This window comes from Kribbella sp. NPDC000426, from assembly GCF_040300265.1.
In the GTDB taxonomy this organism is placed as follows: Bacteria; Actinomycetota; Actinomycetes; order Propionibacteriales; family Kribbellaceae; genus Kribbella.
This window is the reverse complement of record NZ_JBEPDK010000003.1, coordinates 891,420-913,878: the sequence shown is the minus strand read 5'-3', so window position 1 is coordinate 913,878 and position 22,459 is coordinate 891,420. Positions and strand designations below refer to the sequence as shown.

Genomic DNA, 22,459 nt, shown 5'->3' with positions numbered 1-22,459 from the left:
CCGTTTGTCGACAAATCACGCAGTGCCGCTCAGGCGCTGATTCCTCTGTGAGCGCGATCCTAAGCGGACTGGTCGGTCTGCTTGTTCGGGTCCATCAGCGTGACGATGCGCTCGAGGTCGTCCAGCGAGGCGAACTCGACGGTGATCTTGCCCTTGGTCTTGCCCAGGTCCACCTTGACGCGGGTCTCGAACCGGTCGGAGAGCCGATCGGCCAGGTCGACCAGGCGCGGGGCTACCGGCTTGTTGCGGCGCCGGGCCGGAGTGGGGTCCTCGGCGTTCATGTCGCCGAGGGCAACGATCTCCTCGACCGTGCGGACCGAGAGGCCTTCGGCGACGATGCGCTGGGCGAGGCGCTCGATCGCGTCGCCGCTCGGGAGACCCAGGAGAGCCCGTGCATGGCCCGCCGAGAGAACGCCGGCGGCAACCCGGCGCTGTACGCCGGCGGGTAGCTTCAGGAGTCGCAGCGTATTGGAGATCTGCGGCCGCGATCGCCCGATGCGATTCGCGAGGACCTCCTGGGTGCAGCCGAAGTCGTCGAGCATCTGCTGGTAGGCGGCCGCTTCTTCGAGCGGGTTCAACTGGCTGCGGTGCAGGTTCTCCAGCAGCGCGTCACGAAGCATCGCGTCGTCGGAGGTGTCGCGGACGATCGCGGGAATCGTGGTCAGGCCGGCCTGCTGCGTCGCCCGCCAGCGACGCTCGCCCATGACGAGCTCGTACTTGTCGCCCTCGAGCCGGCGGACGACGATCGGCTGCAGGAGCCCGATCTCCTTCACCGAGTGGACGAGCTCCTCCATCGCCTCTTCGTCGAAGACGCTCCGCGGCTGCTTCGGGTTCGGCGTGATCTTCTCGACCTCGATCTCGGCGAACGAGGCACCCGGAACCGCCGCGAGCTCCGGCCCCTGCGGCCCTTGCGCCTCCGCCGGCTTCGCGATCGGCGGCGCTCCCGGGATCGAGCTCGACTTGCTGCCGAGAGTCGTGGTGCCGGGGGCCGGCGAGCTGGGGATCAGCGCGCCAAGGCCGCGTCCGAGTCGGGTGTTCATCGCGCTCCCTCGAGATCGACATCGTGAGTCACTGCTGACGTTCCCGTTTCACGTGAAACGGTGCCATACCGATCCAAGGATCAGGCGTTGTTCCGCATGGCGATCTCGCGGGAGGCCTCCAGGTACGACAGTGCGCCGGCCGAGGCCGGGTCGTACGCGAGCACGGTCTGCCCGTGGCTCGGCGCCTCCGAGATACGCACCGAGCGCGGAACGGCGGTCCGCAGTACGGCGTCCTTGAAGTGGCCGCGGACTTCGGCGGCCACCTCGCCGGCGAGCTTCGTCCGGGCGTCGTACATCGTCAGCAGGATCGTCGACACGTCGAGGCCCGGGTTCAGATGCGACTTCACCATGTCGATGTGGCGGAGGAGCTGGGAGAGACCCTCGAGCGCGTAGTACTCGCTCTGGATCGGGACCAGCACCTCACGTGCGGCGGTCAGTGCGTTCACGGTCAGCAGCCCGAGCGACGGCGGGCAGTCGATGAAGACGTAGTCGTACTTCTCCCCCGCGGCCTCGGACTTGGCCAGGTACGCGTCGAGCACGTTCTTCAGCCGGCTCTCGCGGGCGACGACGCTGACGAGCTCGATCTCGGCACCCGCCAGGTCGATGGTCGCCGGGATCACCTGGATACCGGGGTGCTCGGCACACGGCTGGATCAGGTTGTCGAGAGCCTCGCCCTCGATGACGGCCTCGTAGACGCCGGGGGTTCCCTCGGCGTGGTCGATGCCGAGGGCGGTCGACGCGTTGCCCTGGGGGTCGAGGTCGATCACGAGGATCTTCGCGCCGTACAGCGCGAGACCGGCGGCGACGTTCACGGTCGTCGTGGTCTTGCCGACGCCACCCTTCTGGTTGGCGACCACGAAGACTCGGGTCTGGTCGGGCAGCGGGAACTCGCGGCCCATCGTGCGTCCTTCATTCACCAGCAGGGTCCGTTCGGTCGCGGCGGCGATCGGAGTCTCGAGAAGTCGTCGCTGAAGCTCGTCCGACGTGGCCCGCGCGGCGATCTGTGCGGCAGTCATAGCGCCCATTCCAATAGGTGCGGGACTTGGCCCGAAGAGGATGTCGGTAGGGGTCGGGGCGGGTCTGCCCCCAGCTCCGTCCACAGGGTGCTGTGGACGAATTCCCGTGTGCAGAGGCAGTTTCATGCGGTGGTCATCCACAGGCGGTGGAGAGTCCGGGAGGCCTGGTTCGGCGTCCACCAGTGACGCCGATTCGGGCTCGGAACCATCATCGCGCATGTCTGGCGTTTCACGTGAAACGGAGCCGTCGGCGGTCTCAGAAGATACGTCGAGGCCTGCCGCGGCAACTGCTCGAAGGCCTGAACTGTCGATCGGCGGAGTCGCCACGACCGGTTCCGGGGACTCGACAGAAGCAGCTGTCTGGACAGGAGGAGCCGGCGCGGGGGTGAGGTCGGGAGCCGGCTCCGGGGTGACCACGCGAACGCTGGAATCCGGATCGGTCGGCCAGCCGATGCCCTGTGACGACCTCGGCTCACCGGTGCTCTTCTCGGGCCATCCGAGGGCACGACTCACCAACCCGCTCACCTCCCGTGTCTTCCGTGCCGGGATCCCCCTGCAGCACGTCCGGCCACAATACTCACCACAGTCGTGGGGAGGGCCAGTTCATCGCCGCCGAGTTGATGAATGTGCCAAAGCTCTGCCCCGAGCTTCGCCAATTCGCGTTCCGAGGCGTCCAGTTCCTCCTCTGCGGACGACCCCTTCATCGCCAGCATCAGTCCGCCCTCGACACAGAGCGGCAGGCACCAGCGCGCGAGTTTGGCGAGCGGAGCAACGGCCCGGGAGGTCACCACGTCGTACGACGCCGGCGGCAGATCCTCGGCCCGGGACCGAACCACCGTGGCGTTGTCGAGCTCGAGGGAGTCGACCGCTTCCTGGAGGAAGGTGGTACGACGGAGCAACGGCTCGACGAGCTCCACCTGGAGATCGGGTCGGACGATCGCGAGCACGATGCCCGGCAGGCCGGCGCCGGTGCCGATGTCGGCGACCAGTGCCTCCTCCGGGATCAGTCGCTCGACGACGGCACAGTTCAGCAGGTGCCGATCCCAGAGCCGCGGAACCTCGCGCGGTCCGATCAGTCCGCGAAGGGTGCCTTCGGTCGCGAGCAGCTCGGCGTACGCCGAAAGCCGGACCGCCGCCCGTGGAAACAGCTTGTCCACGAGCGGCGGCGGCGTTTCACGTGAAACGGAATCGGTCACGGGCGTGCGTTCATGGCTGTACCACCACTCGGCGGCGGGGCTCCTCGCCCTCGGACTCCGACGTCAGGCCGGCGGCCGCGACGACGTCGTGTACGACCTTGCGCTCGAACGGCGTCATCGGGTCCAGCCGCACCGGGGTGCCGGTCGCCTTCGCCTCCTCGACCGCCTTCCGGCCGACCTCTTCCAGTTCGGCCTTCCGGTTGGCCCGGTAGTTCGACACGTCCAGCATCAGCCGCGACCGCTCGCCGGTCTCCCGGTAGACGGCCAGCCGGGTCAGCTCCTGGAGCGCCTCGAGGACCTTGCCGTTCTCGCCGACGAGGTTGTTCAGTTCGGCGCCGACGATCGACACCGCGGCGCGATCGCCGTCGATGTCCATGTCGATGTCACCGTCGAGATCGGCGATGTCGAGCAGTTCCTCGAGGTAGTCCGCCGCAATATCGCTCTCGGCCTCGAGCGCCTTCAGGCGGTCCTCGGACGAGTCGTTCGTACCCGCGGACTGCTCCGCCGGCTCAGTGTTCTGCATGCCGTCGCTCACGGCCACTCCTTCGCAATATCGGAATCCGCCCCACGGGGATCCCGTCGTTCACAAGTCAGGATGTGCAAGCAAGAAGAGCGCGGGTCAGCGCGAGCCGCCGGAGCGCTTCTGCGCCTGCCTCTTCTGTGCGGCCCGCTTCTGGGCGGCGGACTTGGCAGCGGGCTGGCGCTTGGCCGACCCGGCCGGCTGCTTCTTGGCGGCACCGCCCTGGGTCGTCTTCTTCGGCGCGTCCTGCGGCCGCGTCTCGTCCTGGGGTGCCGAGGTCTGGCCGTTGCTCGATGCCGTCGCGTCGGATGCGCTCGCACCAGCGGCAGCCGGGCCGCTCTTGCGGTCGCTGCGCGACTGGCGCTTCGGCTGCTGGCGCTGGGCCGGACGACGGTCCGAGGTCTCGGTGTCGGTCGCGGCGCCCGCCGTACCGGGAACGCCCTCGTCGGCCGGCTTGCCGTGCCGCACGTTGTGCTCGCGCTTGCGGGCCTGCATCGCGTCGTACGCCGGGGTGCCTGGAGCGGGGTTGCGGCGGATCACGTAGAACTGCTGGCCCATCGTCCACAGGTTCGAGACGAACCAGTAGATCAGCACACCGATCGGGAAGTTGAAGCCACCGATCAGGAAGAAGATCGGGAAGACGTACAGCATGACCTTCTGCATCTGCGCGGCCTGGCCGGTGAGGGCCTCCTTCGGCATGTTCTTGCGCATCAGCTGAAGCTGCGTAGTGAACATCGTCGCCGTCATCAGGATGATCAGCACGATCGCGACGATCTTGACGTTGTTCTCGCCCGGGCCGCTGGCCTTCAGGAAGGTCTGCGAGATCTCCGCGCCGAAGATCTTGGCGTGCTGCAGCGACGAGACGTACGGCTGCATGAGCGAGCTGTGGGCCTGGCCCTTGGCGGCGTAGTCGAGCACCCGGAACAGGGCCAGGAAGATCGGCGACTGCAGCAGCAGCGGAAGGCACGAGGAGAACGGGTTGGTGCCCGTCTCCTTGTACAGCTTCATCATTTCCTGACCGAGCTTCTCCCGGTCGTGGCCGTACTTCTTCTGCAGCTCCTTCATCTTCGGCTGCAGCAGCTGCATGTTCCGGCTGGAGCGGATCTGCCGGACGAACAGCGGGATCAGCAGGGTCCGGATGACGATGGTCAGGCCGGCGATCGACAGCGCCCAGGCCCAGCCGCCGTCCGGGTCCAGCACCTGGCTCAGCAGCCAGTGCCAGCCGACGAGCAGCGCCGACACGGCCCAGTACAGCGGCGTCATGACCGTGTTGAACAGATCTACGATCCCGTCCCAAACGGCGAGCCCGGGGATGGCCAGAAGAGTCACTCATGCACCTCGCTGCACAGGCCCGGCGTCGGCTGACGGTCCGGGCTGGTTGGCGGATCCGTGAGAACAGGGGTCCTCACGGTCTCCGCGCTGGTCGACATCTGTGGGTGGAACGGGGTCGTAGCCTCCGGGGTTCCACGGGTGGCAGCGGATGAGTCGCCTCATCGCCAGCCAGCTACCGCGCACCGCACCGTGGCGCTCGACCGCCTCCAAGGCGTACGCCGAACAACTCGGGTAGAACCTGCACACCTGCCCGTACATCGGGCTGATCACCAGGCGGTACAGCTTCAGGAAACCGATGATCCCGCTGCGCACGGGATTGATCCGCATCATGGCTTTAGGGTGCCTCGGATGATCCGTCGCCGTCGCGAGCAGGTGCTCGGTGCGGTGCATCGGCGCGCGGGAGGGGAGGTCTCGATGCGGAGCATCGTGGCCTTCACTCCCGCGCGGCGAGGTGCCGTGCCGAGTGCCGCGCAGTAGGCGAGGGATCATCCGAGGCGCCCTAACAACCGGGTCAGGGCGCTGTCGACGTCCGCGGCCAGGTCGTCGTACGACGCCGAGGCGGACGACGGGAGGGCGCGGACGACGGCCAGGCTGCCGGCCGGGAGATCGGGGAGCCGCGTTGCCAGCACAGCACGCAGACGGCGGTGGACCCGGTTCCGCAGAACCGCGTTGCCCACCGCCTTGTTCACAACGAATCCGACCCGTGGAGGCTCGGCGCAGCCGTCCTCCGCCAGCAGGTGGAGGACCACCGCGCGCCGCGACGCGCGACGCCCGGACCGGACGGCGCGACGGAAGTCGTCGGACCGGCGCAGCCGGTTCGACGCTGGCAGCACGAGGTGGTCACCGTCGAGCAGGTCGCTCAGGCCGCGAGGCGCTGACGACCCTTGCCACGGCGGGCGGCGATGATCGCGCGACCCGCACGGGTACGCATCCGAAGACGGAAGCCGTGCTTCTTGTGCCGACGACGGTTGTTGGGCTGGAACGTCCGCTTGCTCACTGGAATGACTCCGGTTACTCGAGATCACAGAATGTCGACAAATCCACTGATTGGACCTGCCCAAGGTGGCCGTCCTGCACACCGCCGGAGGAATCCGCAGGGAGCGCAGCACGAAACGGCCGGCTCAACACCGACTGATCCACGGTACGTGGCCGCCTGTGGACAGGTCAAACCAGGTATCCCCAGACTTTTCCACAGGCTTGTGGACAGGATAGTGGGCGACGGCAACACCGAGCCTCGTCACCCTCCGGTCCGGACAGCCACAGAGAGCGATCGCCAACCATGACTACGCTCCGACGTCTACCCGACACGCCGCAAGTTGCCCCCAATTTCCTGTTCATAGCCTGTGGATGACGGCTTGAAGCTGCCTACTCCGACTTGTTAGCGTCACTCCCTCACACCAGAGGTCCCACACCCCGCAATGGGTAACCAACCTGCTCCTGCAGTCGTTCACAACTGTGGACAACCGTGTGGACAGTGCGGCGGTCGGGTCGAATGGTCGCGCACCCGGGTCCGCCCGGAACGCGCCGGCCACCGCAGCGATGAATCGGGGAGCAACGCGTGGTCGAGGACCATTCCGCCAGTGCGGAAGTCACACCGGTGGAATACACAACAGCCGAGTACCAGCCGGAGTACTCCGGTGACGGCCGCCAGGACCTCCGCCCCGAACCCGACGCAGGCCTCCGCCCCGAGCCGGAGGCCAACTTCCGGACCGAGGTCCCGCCCGCACCCGAGCCGCAGCCCCGGGCGGAGAGCGCATCCATGCCTCCGGCCGAGACCAGCCCCGCACCGGCTCCGGCTCCGACGCCGCGGATGGATCCCGGTGACTACCTCAGCCCGTCCCTCCCGATCCCGATGCCGGAGCAGCCGGCACCCGGTTACCGGCCCGCGCCACCGCCGGGTCCGTACGGTTACCGCTCCGAGCTCGAGCGCGCGGCGACCGATCTGGCGGCCGGCCCATTACAGCCACCGGCGCTACAGCCGCCGGTCGGTACGGCGTACTTCGGTGCGGCGCCGACCATCGGCAATGTCCGCTACTCCGGTGCGAACAACACCTGGGGCAGCGCTCCCGAATGGGGTACAGGCGGTGGAGACCCAGCCGGCCCGGCAGCGAACGAGGGTGATGGACGTGCGGACAACGCAACCACCGATCAGTGGTCATCGGACCACCGGCCCACTCAGCAGAACACCGAGCACCCGTCCGAGCCCCAGACCCCGGCCCCGAACCTCCCGATCCAGCACGCGCCCCAGCAGCAGCCCCACCAGCAGCCGGCGCCCCAGCAGCCGGCGCCCCAGCAGCAGCTGCCGCAACAGCAGATCCCCCAGCAGCACGCACCGCAGCCGATCCAGCAGCCAGTGCAGCCGCCAGTGCAGCAGCCGGTCCAGCAGCCTGTCCAGCACGCACCGCAGCAGCCGGTCCAGCAGCCTGCGCCGCAGCAGGAGGTGGCAGCACCGGTGACGGATCTTGGTGATGCCTGGACCCGCGTACTCGCAGGTCTCCCGCCGAACCAGCGCGCCTGGCTGACCAATTCACGTCCGGTGACGCTGCACGAGAGCACCGCGATCGTGGCAGTGCCGGACGACTTCACCCGCGGCCAGCTCGAGACCCGACTCCGTCCGGACCTGGAGCGGATCCTGACCGAGAGCTTCGGCCGGGATATCCGGATCGCCGTTACCGTCGACCCGTCCCTCGACCCCGAGCTCCGTGAGCAGCAGGCCGCGCAACAGGCCGCTCCGCCGCAGCCTCCGCAGTACACACAGCAGGCACCACAGCAGCAACACCCGCAGCCACCCGCAGTGCGCGAGCCGCTGCACACCGAAGGCGCCTACCAGCCGACCATCCAGTCAGCGCTGACCGATCCGGCCAACGGACCGCAGTACAACCAGCCCCGTCCGGATGCAGCGCCGCAGCACTACCAGCAGCCGGCGCCGCAGCAGCAGTTCGGCCAGCCGATGGGATCGGTCGCTCCGCCGCCGAACGGTTCGCCGACCCAGTCGGCCACCGAGGCACAAGGCGAAGCCCGGCTGAACCCGAAGTACACCTTCGAGACCTTCGTCATCGGCAGCTCGAACCGGTTCGCCCACGCGGCCGCGGTCGCCGTCGCCGAGGCACCGGGCAAGGCGTACAACCCGCAGCTGATCTACGGCGACTCCGGTCTGGGCAAGACCCACCTGCTGCACGCGATCGGGCACTACGTCCGCAGCCTCTATACCGGGGCCCGCGTCCGGTACGTCTCCAGCGAAGAGTTCACCAACGACTTCATCAACGCGATCCGCGACGACAAGGCGTCCCAGTTCCAGCGCCGCTACCGCGACGTCGACGTACTGCTGATCGACGACATCCAGTTCCTGGAAGGCAAGATCCAGACCCAGGAAGAGTTCTTCCACACCTTCAACACGCTCCACAACGCGAACAAGCAGATCGTGATCAGCTCCGACCGTGCGCCGAAACGCCTGGAGGCGTTGGAGGACCGGCTGCGGAACCGGTTCGAGTGGGGCCTGATCACCGACATCCAGCCGCCCGACCTCGAGACCCGGATCGCGATCCTGCGGAAGAAGGCGGCGACCGAGCGGCTGACGGCTCCGCCCGAGGTGCTGGAGTTCATCGCGTCGAAGGTGCAGACGAACATCCGTGAGCTCGAGGGCGCACTGATCCGCGTCACCGCGTTCGCCAGCCTGAACCGGCAGCCGGTCGACCTGAGCCTGGCCGAGATCGTGCTGAAGGACCTGATTCCCGAAGGCAGCAAGCCCGAGGTCACCGCCAGCATGATCATGGGCCAGACCGCGTCGTACTTCGGTCTGTCGATCGACGACCTGTGCGGATCGAGCCGGAGCCGCGTGCTGGTGACCGCACGGCAGATCGCCATGTATCTGTGCCGCGAGCTCACCGATCTCTCACTACCGAAGATCGGTCAGCAGTTCGGCGGCCGCGACCACACCACGGTCATGCACGCGGAACGCAAGATCAGGCAGCTGATGTCCGAGCGGCGCAGCGTTTTCAACCAGGTCACCGAGCTGACGAACCGGATCAAACACCAGGCGAAGCAGCAGTAGAAGAACCGCACAGGCTGGGGACACAGCTGTGGAAAACTGTGGGTATTGCCGTGGACACAGCGGTGAATCGTGTGGACGCCCTGTGGGGACAGAATCCGTCATCCGCAGGCGTCCCCAACACGACCGGGCGTCATCCACACGCCGTCCCCAACCAGAAATGCGGTCTGACCTGCGAACTCGGCGCTTTTCCACAGTATCCACCGGTGCGAAGAACACTATGGAATCTGTAGAGAGGTCCCAGTCCACAAAACGAACGGGCGGCCCGATCTGGGGAAAACCCCGATCTCGCGTCGATCGGACCGACCTGTCAGGCTGTTCCCGTAACGACCCGCAGTACGACCTTCAGTACGACGCCGACGCGACCCGCCCGAAGCGCCACGTCAGGCCCGATGGGCGCACAGCACCTTTGTCCGTGGCAGGATCTGCCTGGCACACAGCCGAATCAGGAGGCACCCAGCGGTGAAGTTTCGCGTCGAGCGCGACGTACTGGCCGAGTCGGTGGCCTGGGCCGCGCGCAGTTTGCCCAGTCGTCCGAGCGTTCCGATCCTTGCCGGCCTTCTGGTCGAGGCCGAGGACGGGCAGATCACTCTGTCCGGCTTCGACTACGAGACCTCGGTCCGTGTCACTGTGCCCGCGCAGGTGGCCGACTCCGGCAAGTGCCTGATCTCCGGCCGGCTTGTCGCCGACATCTCCAAGAGTCTTCCGAACCAGCCCGTGGACGTCGCTGTGGACGGCGCGAAAGCACAGGTCACCTGTGGCAGTTCGCGGTTCACGCTCCAGACGCTTCCTACAGAGGAATATCCGGCTCTGCCCGAGCTTCCGGCCGCCAGCGGGACGGTCAAGGCCGACGTTTTCGCCCAGGCCGTCTCCCAGGTGGTCACCGCGGCCGGGCGTGAGGACACGCTGCCGGTGCTGACCGGTGTCCGGGTCGAGATCGAGGGCTCCACGATCTCGCTGCTCGCCACTGACCGCTACCGGCTCGCGATCCGTGAACTCGAGTGGAACCCGCAGTCCCCCGACGCGTCCGCGGCCGCGCTGGTGCCGGCCCGGGTGCTGTCCGAGACCGCGAAGGCGATGACCGGCTCCGACGTGATCGTGTCGCTGGCCGCTCCTGGCACCGGTGATGGCATCGTCGGCTTCGAGGGTGAGGTGTCCGGCGGCAACCGGCGCGCCACCACCCGGCTGCTGGACGGCGAGTTCCCGAAGGTCCGCGGCATCATCCCGACCGACGCAGCGATCGCGACCCGGGTGCGGATCGACACCGCGACCCTGGTCGAGGCGGTCAAGCGGGTCGCGCTGGTCGCCGAGCGCAACGCCCCCGTCCGGCTGACCTTCGAGGAGGACAGCGTGACGCTCGACGCCGGCAGCGGTGACGAGGCCCAGGCCTCGGAGTCGCTCGAGGCGCGGGTCGTCGGCGAACCGGTGACCGTAGGCTTCAATCCGACGTACCTGCTCGACGGTCTGGGCGCGATCGGCACCCCGGTGGCGCACCTGGCCTTCACGCAGGCGACGAAGCCGGCCGAACTGACCGGTGTCAGGGACTTCGACGGCGAACCGATCAGCGAGTTCAGGTACGTGCTGATGCCGGTCCGCCTGAACAGCTGAAAGCCAATAGAACAAGGGGATTCAGATGGAGCTCGGCCTTGTCGGTCTCGGCAAGATGGGCGGCAACATGCGCCAGCGGATTCGCAACGCCGGCCACACTGTGGTCGGGTTCGACCACAACCCCAACATCTCCGATGCCAAGGACTTGGCAGAGATGGTCGGCAAGCTCACCGCCGACGGCCAGCCGAAGGTCGTCTGGGTGATGGTGCCGGTCCAGGCCATCGATCCGGTCGTCACCGAGCTGGCCGAGCTGCTCTCCCCCGGCGACATCGTCATCGACGGCGGCAACAGCCGCTGGACCGACGACACCCGTCGCGCCGCCCAGCTCGCCGAGAAGGACATCCGGTTCGTCGACTGCGGTGTGTCCGGCGGCGTCTGGGGCCTGGAGAACGGCTACGCCCTGATGTGCGGCGGCGACAAGGACACCGTCGACATCGTGATGCCGATCTTCGAGGCGCTGAAGCCCGAGGGCGAGTTCGGTTTCGTCCACGCCGGCAAGGTCGGCGCGGGCCACTTCTCGAAGATGGTCCACAACGGCATCGAGTACGGCATCATGCAGGCGTACGCCGAGGGGTACGAGCTGCTCGAGGCGTCCGACATCGTGGAGAACGTGCCGGAGGCGTTCCAGTCCTGGCGCGAGGGCACCGTGATCCGCTCGTGGCTGCTCGACCTGCTGGTGAACGCGCTCGAGGACGACAACCACCTGGAGAAGATCCGCGGGTACGCCGACGACTCCGGCGAGGGCCGGTGGACCGTCGAGGCCGCGATCGATCTCGCCGTACCGGTGCCGGCCATCGCGGCCGCGCTGTTCGCCCGGTTCTCGTCGCGGCAGGACGACTCGCCGGCGATGAAGGCGATCGCCGCGATGCGCAACCAGTTCGGCGGTCACGCGGTGAAGGGCGCCGAGGCCGCGGACCCGTCGTACGCGACGCCCCCGGTCAAGCACTGAGGTGTACGTCACCGCCCTGGGTCTGCTCGACTTCCGGTCCTACCAGCAGGCGGAGGTCGAGCTCACCCCGGGCGTGACGGCCTTCGTCGGGCCGAACGGCCACGGCAAGACCAACCTGGTCGAGGCGATCCACTACACCGCGACCCTCGGTTCGCATCGGGTGGCGAACGACGCACCGCTGGTACGGGCCGGCGCCACCCGCGCGATCGTGCGGACCGAGATCCGCAGCCAGTACGACCGCGATGTGGTCGTCGAGCTTGAAATCAATCCTGGGAAGGCAAATCGGGCCCGGATCAACCGATCGCCGGTCCCGCGACCGCGAGAAGTGCTCGGGCTGCTGCGGACGGTGCTGTTCGCGCCGGAGGATCTGGCCCTGGTGAAGGGCGATCCGTCGGAGCGTCGCCGGTTCCTGGACGAGTTGCTGACGCTGCGGTCGCCCCGGATGGCCGGCGTACGGCAGGACTATGACCGCGTGCTGAAGCAACGGAACTCACTGCTGCGGAGCGCGTCGCAGGCCCGCCGACAGAACCGGACAAGCGCCGCCGAAGGACAGCTGCGGACGCTCGAGGTGTGGGACTCGAACCTGGCGCGCGTCGGATCCGAGCTGCTCGCGACGCGGTTGGAGCTACTGGAATCCCTGCGCCCGTTGGTGTCCAGCGCGTACGACGCTGTTGCCCGGGGCAAGGGTGATGCGCGGCTGGAGTACAAGTCGTCGGTGCTGCTCGAGCCGGGGGTGACGTCGCGCGAGCAGTTGGCCGACGTACTGCTCGCGGCTGTTCATGAGAAGCGGCGGGACGAGCTCGAGCGCGGGGTCTCGTTGGTGGGTCCGCATCGCGACGACGTCGTACTCGGGCTCGGGGACTTGCCGGCGAAGGGGTACGCGAGTCACGGTGAGTCTTGGTCGTTCGCGCTCGCGCTGCGGCTGGCGTCGTACGAACTGCTCCGTGCGGACGGGGGTGAACCGGTGCTGATCCTCGACGATGTTTTCGCCGAGCTCGACACTCAGCGGCGGGACCGGCTGGCGGAGCTGGTCGCGCCGGCCGAGCAGGTGCTGGTGACCGCTGCTGTCGGCGCTGACGTTCCCGCTGAGCTCAGCGGTGCACGGTTCGAGGTCGGTGAGGGGGTCGTTCGGCGTGGCTGAACCCCCGGATTCCTCTGAGAGCGGCCCTGAGAGCGGCCTCGAGAGCGAGGAAGAACACGACAAGCAGGGCCTCGACCTGGCGAAGTCGCTGGCCGGACGGCTCAAGCAACAGGCGGCCAAGGGCGGCATCATGCCGGTCAAGCGCCGCCGCCGGCCGCGGATCGACGGCGCCCAGATCAGCAGCGCCCGGCCCGACGACCGCGACCCGCAGAAGCTGACCAACACGCTCGGCCGCCTGATGCGCGACCAGGGCTGGGAGGTCGACGTCGCCGTCCACGGCGTGATGGCCCGCTGGCCGTCGATCGTCGGCCCCGAGATGGCCGAACACTGCAAGCCCGAGTCGTACGAGGACACCGTCCTCACCGTCCGTACGTCGTCCACCGCCTGGGCCACCCAACTCAAACTCCTCGCCCCCGACCTCGTCCGCCGCCTCAACACCGAACTAGGCGAAGGCACCGTCACCCGCGTCAACGTCCAAGGCCCCCACACCCCCTCCTGGCGCAAAGGCCCCCGAACCATCCGAGGGGGCCGCGGCCCCCGCGACACCTACGGCTGACCAGGTCGCTTGTAGGGGTCACTTGTACGGGTTGTACCTGGCGGATCACTGAACGTCGAACTACGCTCGCGGGGCTTAGTCGGCAATCCATCAGGAAAGGGGAGGAATGACCACGAGACTAGGAAGAATCCGGGGTTGGGCCTTGGCAGCGGGAATCACCGGCCTTCTGGGAACAATGCTGTCTGCGACTTCCAGCGCTCAAGCCAGCCTCGATCATCCAGCGAGCTTCTACGGGACGATCACGAGCACCCTCCGGCTCAGTGGAGCGGGCTACTGGCAGAATCGATCCTTGCTCAACCAACTGTCCGAGAGAATCTGCGATCAGAAGGCTGACTCGCTGAGCGCTCGGGCGCAGTTCACGTACGCGATCCAAGACATCGACACCAAGGTGCTCACTTACTTTGATGCGCCGGAGATCATGACCGTCGGTCCAGGTGCAGCGTGTAAGGACTTCCTTGATCGCTTCATTGTCTACAGGTCGACACAGGCGAGTCTGTACGCGGTGAACCTGAAATATGACTACGACGGCTTCGGCAAGTCGAGCGCGCTCGCCTGGCGGTATCGCACAGGTTGGCGCTACAACCCGTATGTCGTATGTACGGCATGCAAGGATTTCGAACCGTTGCCCGAGGGCGGTGAAGTACTGCCGCAGGGGTGACCGATCGGGTGATGCCGGCTCCCCGCCGGCATCACCTCTGGCCCAACAACATGGCCCTCCGTCCACGCCGAGGTCGCGATGAACCAGGGCAGCCCCTAGGATCGGGCGCGATGCGCACGCTCGTTGACGGCTTTCGCGAGATGGTCCACCTGATCGGAGACACCTTCCGGCTCTGGTGGAAGAACTTGTTGCCCATGACCACCTGGTGGGCGGCAGGCTTCGTCGGGTTCAGCGTGTGCATGCAGGGCGCAATGTGGCTGGGGAAGCACCAGCACTCGAGCCTGGGGACCGGTCTCTTCGCGGTCGGGGTGCTGCTGCAGATCACCGCTTCTGTCGGCATGATCCGGACCTGTGCGATGTCGCTGTACCGCTGGCGGGATGCCGCGAGCAGCGAGGCCGAGGAGACGTCGGACCCGACGCAGCGCGGGCTGCTCGAGCTGCTCGCCATCACGCTGCTGCCGTTGGTCGCGGTCTGGTCGGCGTGGGGCTTCTTCGACGACCAGATCAACCAGCTCTCGGCGACGAACCTGGTGCAGAACGGGACGCAAGCCGGCTCGCAGTTCTTCAAACTGGGTATCCACAGCTGGCATAGCTACCTCCCCGCGCTGGTCATCCTGCTGGTGCTGCGACGCGTGCTGCAGGCAGTCGACGACCGCTGGCCGAACCGGCCGGTGAAGTTCGCCCAGGTCTGGGCCGAAGCCTTCTTCGTGCTCCTGACCTGCGTCATCACGCCGTTCGCGATTGCCGAGGGCAAGCTCTGGTTCCAGAAGCGGACCTTCTGGTACTGGTCGGTGGACTGGTGGGACGGCCTCAAGAACTTCTTCGCCGGCATCCACATCCCGCTGCCGGCCGGCATCGAGTTCCTCTGGGTCTTCTTCTGGGACACCCTCTGGCCGCTGTTCAAGCTCGGTGTCGGTGAGCCGCTGACCTGGCTGGCTATCACCACGGTCGTCTTCGGCCACCGGGTGCTCTCCAGCGGCGGTGTCTTTCGCGGCACACGGCTCGAGCGACGACTCGGCGGCCAGTCGGAGCAGGAAGGACCGCAGCGGGGCCGGTTCGTCGAGCTGACGTACAAGGCGCCGGATCTGGTGCTCGGCGGTCTGCGTGAGAAGTTCTACCCGGCGATCAACGCATTCCGGCTGCTGGTCCGGGTCGGCCCGGTGTTCCTCGGCGTGGTCTGCATGGTCTACACGCTGTGGGTGCTCGCCGACGACTGGGCGTTCGTCCTGGTCCAGCGACTGATCGGCATCCACGGCGGCTACTGGGGCCTGATGAACCAGGAGATCTCGAGCATGATCGAGCGGCTCATCTTCGAGCCGCTGCGCATCGCGCTCCTGGCGGCAGCGTTCGACCTGTGCATCTCCGTCGGCATCCAGCGGCGCAACGAGACAGCCGCTGCCGCGAAGCCCGAGGAGAAGGAAACCGAGCAGCCGGCCCCCGTCACCGTCTGACCGGCCTCAGGGCGTGATCAGCACCCGACGGTGATCGATGAAGTCCTCGACGGTCACGCCGGTCAGATTGGGTACGGCGGACTTCGGCACCACGTAGACCTTTGCGATCTGTTGCGGCTTGTCCATGGTGAACGGGTGGTCGTCGTCGCCGCAGTACGTCGCCAACGGGTAGTCGAACGGCTGCTCGGTGTCCCACGTGTTGCCGTGATTGTCCCGCAGCGTCGCGTCGCAGGTGAAGCCCTTGTCCTTGAGGAACAGCCCTTCGCGCGGAGTCACTGTCAGCGTGGCCACGACGATCGTGGATCCGGCCGGCCCGGCGAGGTCGATCGCTTCGCCGTCCTTGTCGAGGATCGTGGTGTAGACCTTCAGCGAGTCGAGCTTCCACTCGACGTGCGCGATCGTCACCGGTCCCTGGCCGATGACCTGGTCGATCCGGCCCTCTTCGTAGATTCGCTCCGTGTCGGTCAGATAGGGCCGCAGCAGGATGATCGTTGCGCCGGCCAGCAGCGCCACCAGCAGCGAGACCTGAACGGTCAGCCGGGATGCCCGGCCCGCGAGCTTCACGACGCCACCCGGGTGACCGAGTTGTCGACGATGTACTGCGGGGCCGCGGCGTCGATCATCTGCTGGGCGATGGCATCGGTCGGGATTCCGAGATCGACCTCGATGTCGGAGTTGTAGTAATTGAAGATCATGGTCGGCTTCAGCCTCAGGGTGAGGTTGGTGATGTCCGCCGGGTTGAGCTCGAACACGACGGTGCCGGTCTTGGCGAAGCCTGCGTCCGGGAAGTCGATTCCGCTGTTGGACAGTCCTTCGACCGGCTTGTATACGCTGCCGCCGTCGGCCGTCAGGGTGGCGTTGATGTTGTCCGGCTTCTTCGCGCCACGGACGGCGTCCCACTCGATCGCGACGTAGATGCCGTTGGTTTCCAGCGGCTTCTTGTCCGTGTCGCTGCTGTCGATCACCGCGCGGGCGAACTTGATCCGGGTGATCTTCATCGTCGATCCGCTGCCGGTGTAGTCCAGAGCCTGACCGATCGTGCCATGGACCACCTTGATGTTCTGCTCGTCGTACACCTGGTCGGGCGCTGCTAGCCGAGTCACACCGCCGAGCAGCACGAAGAGCACGCCGACGAGGATGGTCGCGGGGCGGTAGAGCTTCACTTACTGCCCCCGTCGTCAACGACCACTGCCGGGTCCAGCCGCACGACCGCGACCGGTGCCTCGGCCTGCCAGAACTCGTTGTCGTTGGCGCCGAACACGCCGCTGACGGCTTCGTACGACTCGCCGAGAACACCGATTTCTATGGTCTTGGCAGCGAAGTCGGGGTCGACCTTGAAGGTTGTGGAGCAGCTCTCCGGCGGAAGGCCGTAGACGAGCACCCAGCTGATCTCGCCGCGACAGGTGATGCCGTCACTCTCGATCGTGTCCGCTCCGCCGCCCGGAACCAGAACCAGAAGCTTGCTGCCCGGGATGTCGCTCTCATGCTCTTCGGTGTCGATGTTCTTGGCGTCGAAGTAGAGCTTCACCTTCGACTCGGCCTCGTCGTACTCCGTCTTCGGTGTCCGGACGATCTCGGCCTTCGTGAAGCTGAACTCGTACCTGCCCGCTGTGACCGTCGTCGGGGCGGTGAGGGTGGGGACCGTGCGGCCTTTCTTCTCTTTCCAGCCGCCGGTGGCGAGGACGACCAGGACGGCGACCACGACGAGGGCGATCACCAGCAGCCAGATTCGCCGGTGCCGGTGAATCACCCGGTCGGCGATCATCGCATCGATGACCTCGTCGAGACTTTCCACGGCAGCGATCCTAAGGGGCCGTGGGTGCGCGCCGGGCACCGCTTGCCCGCGGGACGCCGGACCCCTGTCCGGAGCCGGTCGAGCGGTCTGGACCGGTCGGTGCCGGAACGGTCAGTCACGAAACGCCCGAAGGCCACTGAGCGGCCGTGAGCGCTTTTCTGACCCCCACCCGCGAGAGGGGACATGGAGATGAGGGAGAAAAGACGCCCTGATGCGAGTTTCGGGCGGCTGGTGGCAGGTTCTGCTTCGGTCGACAGGTAGAATGGACGACGTAGGGCGAGCCGCGCCTCTACTACCACCGTAGAGGGCGGCTCTACTGTGCCGCGATGCCTCGCGAACGCGGGGTCCGAGGAGGACAACCACCGGTGACCGACGAGCCGATCGAGATCGACGCCAACCAGTCCGCCGACCCCATCGGCATCCCCGTAGCCGACCTGGACGAGATTCCCTCGTCGATCGTCGAGCGTGAATACGACGCGAGCGCGATCCAGGTCCTGGAAGGACTGGACGCGGTCCGCAAGCGCCCGGGTATGTACATCGGGTCCACCGGCGAACGCGGCCTGCACCATCTCGTCACCGAGGTGGTCGACAACGCGGTCGACGAGGCGATGGCCGGGTACGGCGACCGTATCGTCGTCACGCTGATGGCCGACGGCGGCGTCCGGGTCGAGGACTTCGGCCGCGGTATCCCGGTCGACATCGTCGAGTCCGAGGGCAAGCCGGCCGTCACGGTCGTCCTGACCGTGCTGCACGCCGGCGGCAAGTTCGGCGGCGGCGGGTACAAGGTGTCCGGCGGTCTGCACGGCGTCGGCGTCTCGGTGGTGAACGCACTGTCCACCAAGCTCCGGGTCGACGTGCACAAGAACGGCAAGCTCTACATGCAGACGTTCACGATGGGCAACCCGGACGCCGACCTGGCCGAGATCGGCACGTCCGACCGCGACGGTACGACGATCACCTTCTGGGCCAGCCCCGACGTCTTCGAGACCACGACGTACTCCTACGAGACGCTGGCCACCCGCTTCCGCGAGTACGCCTTCCTGAACAAGGGCCTCGAGCTGGTCATCCGCGACGAGCGCCCGGACCACCTCGACGAGAACGGTCAGCCCCTCGAGCAGTCGTTCCGGTACGCCGACGGCCTGGTCGACTACGTGAAGTACCTGACCGGCATCCGCGAGACCGTGCACCGCGACGTGATCTCGTTCGAGGCGGCCACCGCCGACGACACGATGAGCCTCGAGGTCGCGCTGCAGTGGAGCGGCTCGTTCCAGGAGTCCGTGCACACGTTCGCGAACGCGATCAACACCCACGAGGGCGGCACCCACGAAGAGGGCTTCCGGGCCGCGCTCACCTCGCTGGTCAACGGCTTCGGCGAGGACCAGGGCATGATCAAGAAGAAAGAGGACAGGCTCACCGGTGACGACATCCGTGAAGGCCTGACCGCGATCATCTCGGTCAAGCTCGCCGAGCCGCAGTTCGAGGGCCAGACCAAGACCAAGCTCGGCAACACCGAGGTCAAGGGTTTCGTCCAGCGGGTCGTCAACGACAAGCTCGGCGCCTGGTTCGAGCAGAACCCGGCCGAGGGCCGCGAGATCATCCGCAAGGCGTCCGCCGCGGCGAGCGCCCGGATCGCGGCCCGCAAGGCCCGCGACCTGGCCCGCAACCGCAAGGGTCTGCTCGGTGGCGGCGGTCTACCGGGCAAGCTGGCCGACTGTCAGTCGACCAACCCGGAGGAGTGCGAGGTCTACATCGTCGAGGGTGACTCGGCGGGCGGCTCCGCGAAGGGCGGCCGGGACCCGAAGTTCCAGGCCATCCTGCCGATCCGCGGCAAGATCCTGAACGTCGAGAAGGCCCGGATCGACAAGGTCCTGCAGAACAACGAGGTCCAGGCGATCATCTCCGCGCTGGGCACCGGCATCCACGAGGACTTCGACGAGGACAAGCTCCGGTACCACAAGATCGTGATCATGGCCGACGCCGACGTCGACGGCCAGCACATCCGGACCCTGCTGCTGACGCTGCTGTTCCGGTTCATGCGGCCGCTGATCGAGCGCGGGCACGTGTACGCCGCGCAGCCGCCGCTGTACAAGATCCGCTGGAGCAACCAGCCGCACGAGCTGGCCTACACCGACCGCGAGCGGGACGGCCTGCTCGAGGCCGGCGCCGAGGCCGGCAAGAAGCTGCCGAAGGAGAACCCGATCCAGCGCTACAAGGGTCTGGGCGAGATGAACGCGAACGAGCTGTGGGACACGACGATGGACCCGGCCAACCGGGTGTTGCTGCAGATCACCCTCGACGACGCGATCCGCGCCGACGAGACGTTCCAGACGCTGATGGGCGACGACATCGAGGCGCGGCGCAGCTTCATCCAGCGCAACGCCAAGGACGTCCGCTTCCTCGACATCTGATCTTGCTGCCCTCCGACGTACTGATCTGAACGGGACTTATTCATGACCGAGACCCCCACCTCGCCCGGCCACGACCGGGTCGAGCCGCTCGACCTGCAGACCGAGATGCAGCAGTCGTACCTCGACTACGCGATGGCGGTCATCGTCGGCCGCGCGCTGCCCGAGGTCCGCGACGGCCTCAAGCCGGTGCACCGCCGCATCCTCTACGCGATGTACGACGGCGGTTACCGGCCGGACCGCGGGTTCAACAAGTGCTCGCGCGTCGTCGGTGACGTCATGGGTCAGTACCACCCGCACGGCGACTCGGCGATCTACGACACCCTGGTCCGGCTCGCGCAGCCGTGGGTCATGCGTGCGCCGCTGATCCAGGGCCAGGGCAACTTCGGTTCCCCGGGCAACGACCCGGCGGCCGCGATGCGGTACACCGAGTGCCGGATGGCGCCGCTGGCGATGGAGATGGTCCGCGACATCGACCAGGACACGGTCGACTTCCGCCCGAACTACGACGGCAAGTCGCAGGAGCCGGTGATCCTGCCGGCCCGCTTCCCGAACCTGCTGGTCAACGGCTCGTCCGGGATCGCGGTCGGGATGGCGACCAACATCCCGCCGCACAACCTGCGTGAGGTCGCGGCCGCGGTCGACTGGGCGCTGGAGCACCCGGACGCGACCCGCGAGGAGCTGCTCGAGGCCTGCCTGCAGAACATCAAGGGCCCGGACTTCCCGAACGGCGCGCTGATCGTCGGCTACAAGGGCATCGACGACGCGTACCGCACCGGCCGCGGTTCGGTCACGATGCGCGCGGTCGTGGACATCGAGGAGGACGCGAAGGGCCGTACCAGCCTGGTCGTCACCGAGCTGCCGTACATGGTCAACCCGGACAACCTGGCGCTGAAGATCGCCGAGCTGGTCAACACCGGCAAGATCAACGGCATCGCCGACATCCGCGACGACAGCTCGTCGCGGACCGGGCAGCGGCTGGTCGTCGTACTGAAGCGTGACGCCCAGCCCCGCGTCGTACTGAACAACCTCTACAAGCACACGCCGCTGCAGGACACCTTCGGCTGCAACATGCTCGCGCTCGTGGACGGCGTACCGCGGACGCTGAGCGTCGACCTGTTCATCAAGCACTGGATCGACCACCAGATCGAGGTCATCCAGCGGCGGACCCGCTTCCGTCTGCGCGAGGCTGAGAAGAACGCGCACATCTACCGCGGGTACGTGAAGGCGCTGGACGCGCTCGACGAGGTCATCGCGCTGATCCGGCGCAGCCCCGACGTCGACGAGGCGCGGACCGGGTTGATGCAGCTGCTCGACATCGACGAGATCCAGGCGCAGGCGATCCTGGACATGCAGCTGCGCCGGCTGGCCGCCCTGGAGCGGCAGAAGATCATCGAGCGGTTGCAGGAGCTCGAGGCGATCATCGCCGACCTCGAGGACATCCTCGCCAGCCCGGAGCGGCAGCGCACGATCGTCAAGGACGAGCTCGGCGAGATCGTCGAGCGGTACGGCGACGAGCGGCGTACCGAGATCATCGCGGCCGACGGCGACCTGTCCGTGCAGGACCTGGTGCCGGACGAGGACGTGGTCGTCACGATCACCCGCGGCGGCTACGCGAAGCGCACCAAGACCGACCTGTACCGGACGCAGAACCGCGGCGGCAAGGGTGTCCGAGGCGCTCAGTTGCGGGCCGAGGACGAGATCAGCCACTTCTTCGCCACCACGAACCACCACTGGATGCTGTTCTTCACCACCAAGGGCCGGGTCTACCGCGCCAAGGTGTGGCAGCTGCCCGAGTCCGCCCGGGACGCGAAGGGCTCGCACGTCGCCGGCCTGCTCTCGTTCCAGCCGGACGAGGAGATCGCGCAGGTGCTGACGCTGCGGGACTACGACCAGTCGGAGTACCTCGTGCTCGCGACCAAGCGCGGTCTCGTGAAGAAGACCGCGCTGCGCGACTACGACTCGGCGCGGCAGAGCGGCATCATCGCGGTCAACTTCCGCGAGGAGGACGACGAGCTGATCGGCGCCGACCTGGCGACCGCCGAGGACGACCTGCTGCTGGTGTCCCGCAAGGGGCAGTCGATCCGCTTCACCGCGAACGACGAGCAGCTGCGGCCGATGGGCCGGGCCACCTCCGGTGTCACCGGCATGAAGTTCCGCTCCGGTGACGAGTTGCTGTCGATGTCGGTGATCCGGGCCGGGTCCGAGGAGGACTCGCAGTTCGTCTTCACGGTGACCGATGCCGGGTACGCCAAGCGGTCGCGGGTGTCGGAGTACCGGCAGCAGGGTCGCGGCGGGCTCGGGATCAAGGCGGTGAAGCTGAACGACGAGCGCGGTTCGCTGGTCGGCGCGATCATCGTCGTCGAGGAGGACCAGGTGCTGGCGATCAAGGCCAGCGGACAGGTCGTCCGCAGCCGGGTCGACAGCGTGCCGGTCAAGGGCCGCGACACGATGGGTGTCCGGTTCGCCGGGGTCGGCGAGTCCGACGCGGTCGTCGCCATCGCCCGGAACACCGATCTGGCCGTGGCTTCGGAGGAGTCCGAAGAGGGTACAGAGGCAGTTGGTGCCCAGAATGTGGACGGATCGACAACCGAATCCACCTCTGAGAGCGTCCAGAATGATGACGAACGTTCGACGGACGTGGACGGCGCGGCTAACGTCGAAGGCGACGAAGCCGGCCAGGAGGGTGACTGATGACCAACCGCGCGAGGCCGACATGGCCTGAAGGTGCGGCCGACAGCTCC

The 22,459-nt window shown here is 67.2% G+C and carries 20 protein-coding genes and 1 pseudogene; 10 read left to right on the top strand and 11 right to left on the bottom strand.

The genetic code is table 11. From position 1 onward, the window contains the following. Positions 1 to 59: 59 nt before the first annotated feature. The 6 genes and pseudogenes from ABT313_RS18285 to yidD form a co-directional block, all read right to left on the bottom strand. A complete protein-coding gene (locus tag ABT313_RS18285) occupies positions 60 to 1,040 on the bottom strand; it encodes a ParB/RepB/Spo0J family partition protein (protein WP_350854578.1) in 981 nt (326 codons plus the stop codon). Positions 1,041 to 1,120: 80 nt separating this feature from the next. Then, the gene (locus tag ABT313_RS18280) at positions 1,121 to 2,056 is read right to left on the bottom strand and encodes a ParA family protein (RefSeq protein WP_166679568.1); all 936 of its coding nucleotides are present in this window, start codon (positions 2,054 to 2,056) and stop codon (positions 1,121 to 1,123) included. A 521-nt stretch (positions 2,057 to 2,577) separates the two neighbouring features. Then, the gene (gene rsmG, locus ABT313_RS18275; protein WP_350854574.1) at positions 2,578 to 3,252 is read right to left on the bottom strand and encodes a 16S rRNA (guanine(527)-N(7))-methyltransferase RsmG; all 675 of its coding nucleotides are present in this window, start codon (positions 3,250 to 3,252) and stop codon (positions 2,578 to 2,580) included. Positions 3,253 to 3,262: 10 nt separating this feature from the next. Beyond that, positions 3,263 to 3,787, bottom strand: coding sequence for a Jag family protein (locus ABT313_RS18270; protein ID WP_502883995.1), 525 nt, complete (start codon positions 3,785 to 3,787; stop codon positions 3,263 to 3,265). 321 nt (positions 3,788 to 4,108) lie between these two features. After that, positions 4,109 to 5,092 (bottom strand): annotated as a pseudogene (yidC, locus tag ABT313_RS18265) (membrane protein insertase YidC); the annotation flags it as partial. A 9-nt stretch (positions 5,093 to 5,101) separates the two neighbouring features. Then, entirely contained in the window at positions 5,102 to 5,362 is a 261-nt protein-coding gene (gene yidD, locus ABT313_RS18260) for a membrane protein insertion efficiency factor YidD (protein WP_502884001.1), read from the bottom strand. A gap of 90 nt (positions 5,363 to 5,452) precedes the next feature. Here yidD and ABT313_RS18255 point away from each other — a divergent pair, with 90 nt between their 5' ends. Then, positions 5,453 to 5,581 carry a hypothetical protein gene (locus tag ABT313_RS18255; RefSeq protein WP_350854571.1) on the top strand — a complete coding sequence of 43 codons (129 nt, stop codon included), beginning with the start codon at positions 5,453 to 5,455 and terminating at the stop codon, positions 5,579 to 5,581. Between the two features lie 8 nt (positions 5,582 to 5,589). On the opposite strand, the gene rnpA is transcribed toward ABT313_RS18255, so the two are convergent. Then, positions 5,590 to 5,937 (bottom strand): ribonuclease P protein component, encoded by a 348-nt coding sequence (gene rnpA, locus ABT313_RS18250; protein ID WP_350854568.1) that lies wholly within the window; start codon positions 5,935 to 5,937, stop codon positions 5,590 to 5,592. A gap of 26 nt (positions 5,938 to 5,963) precedes the next feature. Continuing rightward, positions 5,964 to 6,101 carry a 50S ribosomal protein L34 gene (gene rpmH / locus ABT313_RS18245; RefSeq protein WP_130386492.1) on the bottom strand — a complete coding sequence of 46 codons (138 nt, stop codon included), beginning with the start codon at positions 6,099 to 6,101 and terminating at the stop codon, positions 5,964 to 5,966. Between the two features lie 1,521 nt (positions 6,102 to 7,622). On the opposite strand from rpmH, the gene dnaA reads away from it, so the two are divergent. From dnaA to ABT313_RS18210, 7 genes are all read left to right on the top strand, one after another. Then, the gene (dnaA, locus tag ABT313_RS18240) at positions 7,623 to 9,155 is read left to right on the top strand and encodes a chromosomal replication initiator protein DnaA (RefSeq protein WP_502884000.1); all 1,533 of its coding nucleotides are present in this window, start codon (positions 7,623 to 7,625) and stop codon (positions 9,153 to 9,155) included. 459 nt (positions 9,156 to 9,614) lie between these two features. Beyond that, a complete protein-coding gene (dnaN, locus tag ABT313_RS18235; protein WP_350854565.1) occupies positions 9,615 to 10,760 on the top strand; it encodes a DNA polymerase III subunit beta in 1,146 nt (381 codons plus the stop codon). A gap of 25 nt (positions 10,761 to 10,785) precedes the next feature. After that, positions 10,786 to 11,709 (top strand): phosphogluconate dehydrogenase (NAD(+)-dependent, decarboxylating), encoded by a 924-nt coding sequence (gnd, locus tag ABT313_RS18230; protein ID WP_350854562.1) that lies wholly within the window; start codon positions 10,786 to 10,788, stop codon positions 11,707 to 11,709. A 1-nt stretch (position 11,710) separates the two neighbouring features. Then, positions 11,711 to 12,850, top strand: a complete 1,140-nt coding sequence (gene recF, locus ABT313_RS18225) for a DNA replication/repair protein RecF (protein ID WP_350854559.1) — start codon at positions 11,711 to 11,713, stop codon at positions 12,848 to 12,850. Further along, positions 12,843 to 13,406, top strand: a complete 564-nt coding sequence (locus ABT313_RS18220; protein WP_350854557.1) for a DciA family protein — start codon at positions 12,843 to 12,845, stop codon at positions 13,404 to 13,406. Before recF ends, ABT313_RS18220 begins: the two co-directional genes overlap by 8 nt. A 142-nt stretch (positions 13,407 to 13,548) precedes the next feature. Next, entirely contained in the window at positions 13,549 to 14,064 is a 516-nt protein-coding gene (locus ABT313_RS18215) for a hypothetical protein (protein ID WP_350854554.1), read from the top strand. A gap of 110 nt (positions 14,065 to 14,174) precedes the next feature. Continuing rightward, on the top strand, positions 14,175 to 15,515 hold the full coding sequence (locus ABT313_RS18210) for a hypothetical protein (RefSeq protein WP_350854551.1): 1,341 nt from the start codon (positions 14,175 to 14,177) through the stop codon (positions 15,513 to 15,515). A gap of 6 nt (positions 15,516 to 15,521) precedes the next feature. Here the strand turns inward: ABT313_RS18210 and ABT313_RS18205 are convergent, their stop codons facing one another. Genes ABT313_RS18205 through ABT313_RS18195 form a run of 3 tightly spaced genes read right to left on the bottom strand, consistent with a single transcriptional unit; the run spans position 15,522 to position 17,310 of the window. Beyond that, positions 15,522 to 16,079, bottom strand: a complete 558-nt coding sequence (locus ABT313_RS18205) for a hypothetical protein (protein ID WP_350854549.1) — start codon at positions 16,077 to 16,079, stop codon at positions 15,522 to 15,524. After that, positions 16,076 to 16,678 (bottom strand): hypothetical protein, encoded by a 603-nt coding sequence (locus tag ABT313_RS18200; protein WP_350854545.1) that lies wholly within the window; start codon positions 16,676 to 16,678, stop codon positions 16,076 to 16,078. Before ABT313_RS18200 ends, ABT313_RS18205 begins: the two co-directional genes overlap by 4 nt. Next, positions 16,675 to 17,310 carry a hypothetical protein gene (locus tag ABT313_RS18195; RefSeq protein WP_350854542.1) on the bottom strand — a complete coding sequence of 212 codons (636 nt, stop codon included), beginning with the start codon at positions 17,308 to 17,310 and terminating at the stop codon, positions 16,675 to 16,677. Before ABT313_RS18195 ends, ABT313_RS18200 begins: the two co-directional genes overlap by 4 nt. A gap of 326 nt (positions 17,311 to 17,636) precedes the next feature. Between ABT313_RS18195 and gyrB the strand changes: the two genes are divergently transcribed. Both gyrB and gyrA read left to right on the top strand, forming a co-directional pair. Continuing rightward, positions 17,637 to 19,718 carry a DNA topoisomerase (ATP-hydrolyzing) subunit B gene (gyrB, locus tag ABT313_RS18190; RefSeq protein ID WP_502883994.1) on the top strand — a complete coding sequence of 694 codons (2,082 nt, stop codon included), beginning with the start codon at positions 17,637 to 17,639 and terminating at the stop codon, positions 19,716 to 19,718. 42 nt (positions 19,719 to 19,760) lie between these two features. After that, positions 19,761 to 22,409, top strand: a complete 2,649-nt coding sequence (gene gyrA / locus ABT313_RS18185; protein WP_350854537.1) for a DNA gyrase subunit A — start codon at positions 19,761 to 19,763, stop codon at positions 22,407 to 22,409. The last annotated feature ends 50 nt before the right edge of the window (positions 22,410 to 22,459 follow it).

Excerpts from the sequence above, each read along its gene's own strand:
- ABT313_RS18285 (WP_350854578.1), bottom strand. The coding sequence starts at position 1,040 with ATGAACACCCGACTCGGACGCGGCCTTGGCGCGCTGATCCCCAGCTCG.
- yidD (WP_502884001.1), bottom strand. The coding sequence starts at position 5,362 with ATGTACGGGCAGGTGTGCAGGTTCTACCCGAGTTGTTCGGCGTACGCC.
- ABT313_RS18210 (WP_350854551.1), top strand. The coding sequence starts at position 14,175 with ATGCGCACGCTCGTTGACGGCTTTCGCGAGATGGTCCACCTGATCGGA.
- ABT313_RS18255 (WP_350854571.1), top strand. The coding sequence starts at position 5,453 with ATGATCCGTCGCCGTCGCGAGCAGGTGCTCGGTGCGGTGCATCGGCGC.
- gnd (WP_350854562.1), top strand. The coding sequence starts at position 10,786 with ATGGAGCTCGGCCTTGTCGGTCTCGGCAAGATGGGCGGCAACATGCGC.
- gyrB (WP_502883994.1), top strand. The coding sequence starts at position 17,637 with ATGCCTCGCGAACGCGGGGTCCGAGGAGGACAACCACCGGTGACCGAC.
- gyrA (WP_350854537.1), top strand. The coding sequence starts at position 19,761 with ATGACCGAGACCCCCACCTCGCCCGGCCACGACCGGGTCGAGCCGCTC.
- ABT313_RS18280 (WP_166679568.1), bottom strand. The coding sequence starts at position 2,056 with ATGACTGCCGCACAGATCGCCGCGCGGGCCACGTCGGACGAGCTTCAG.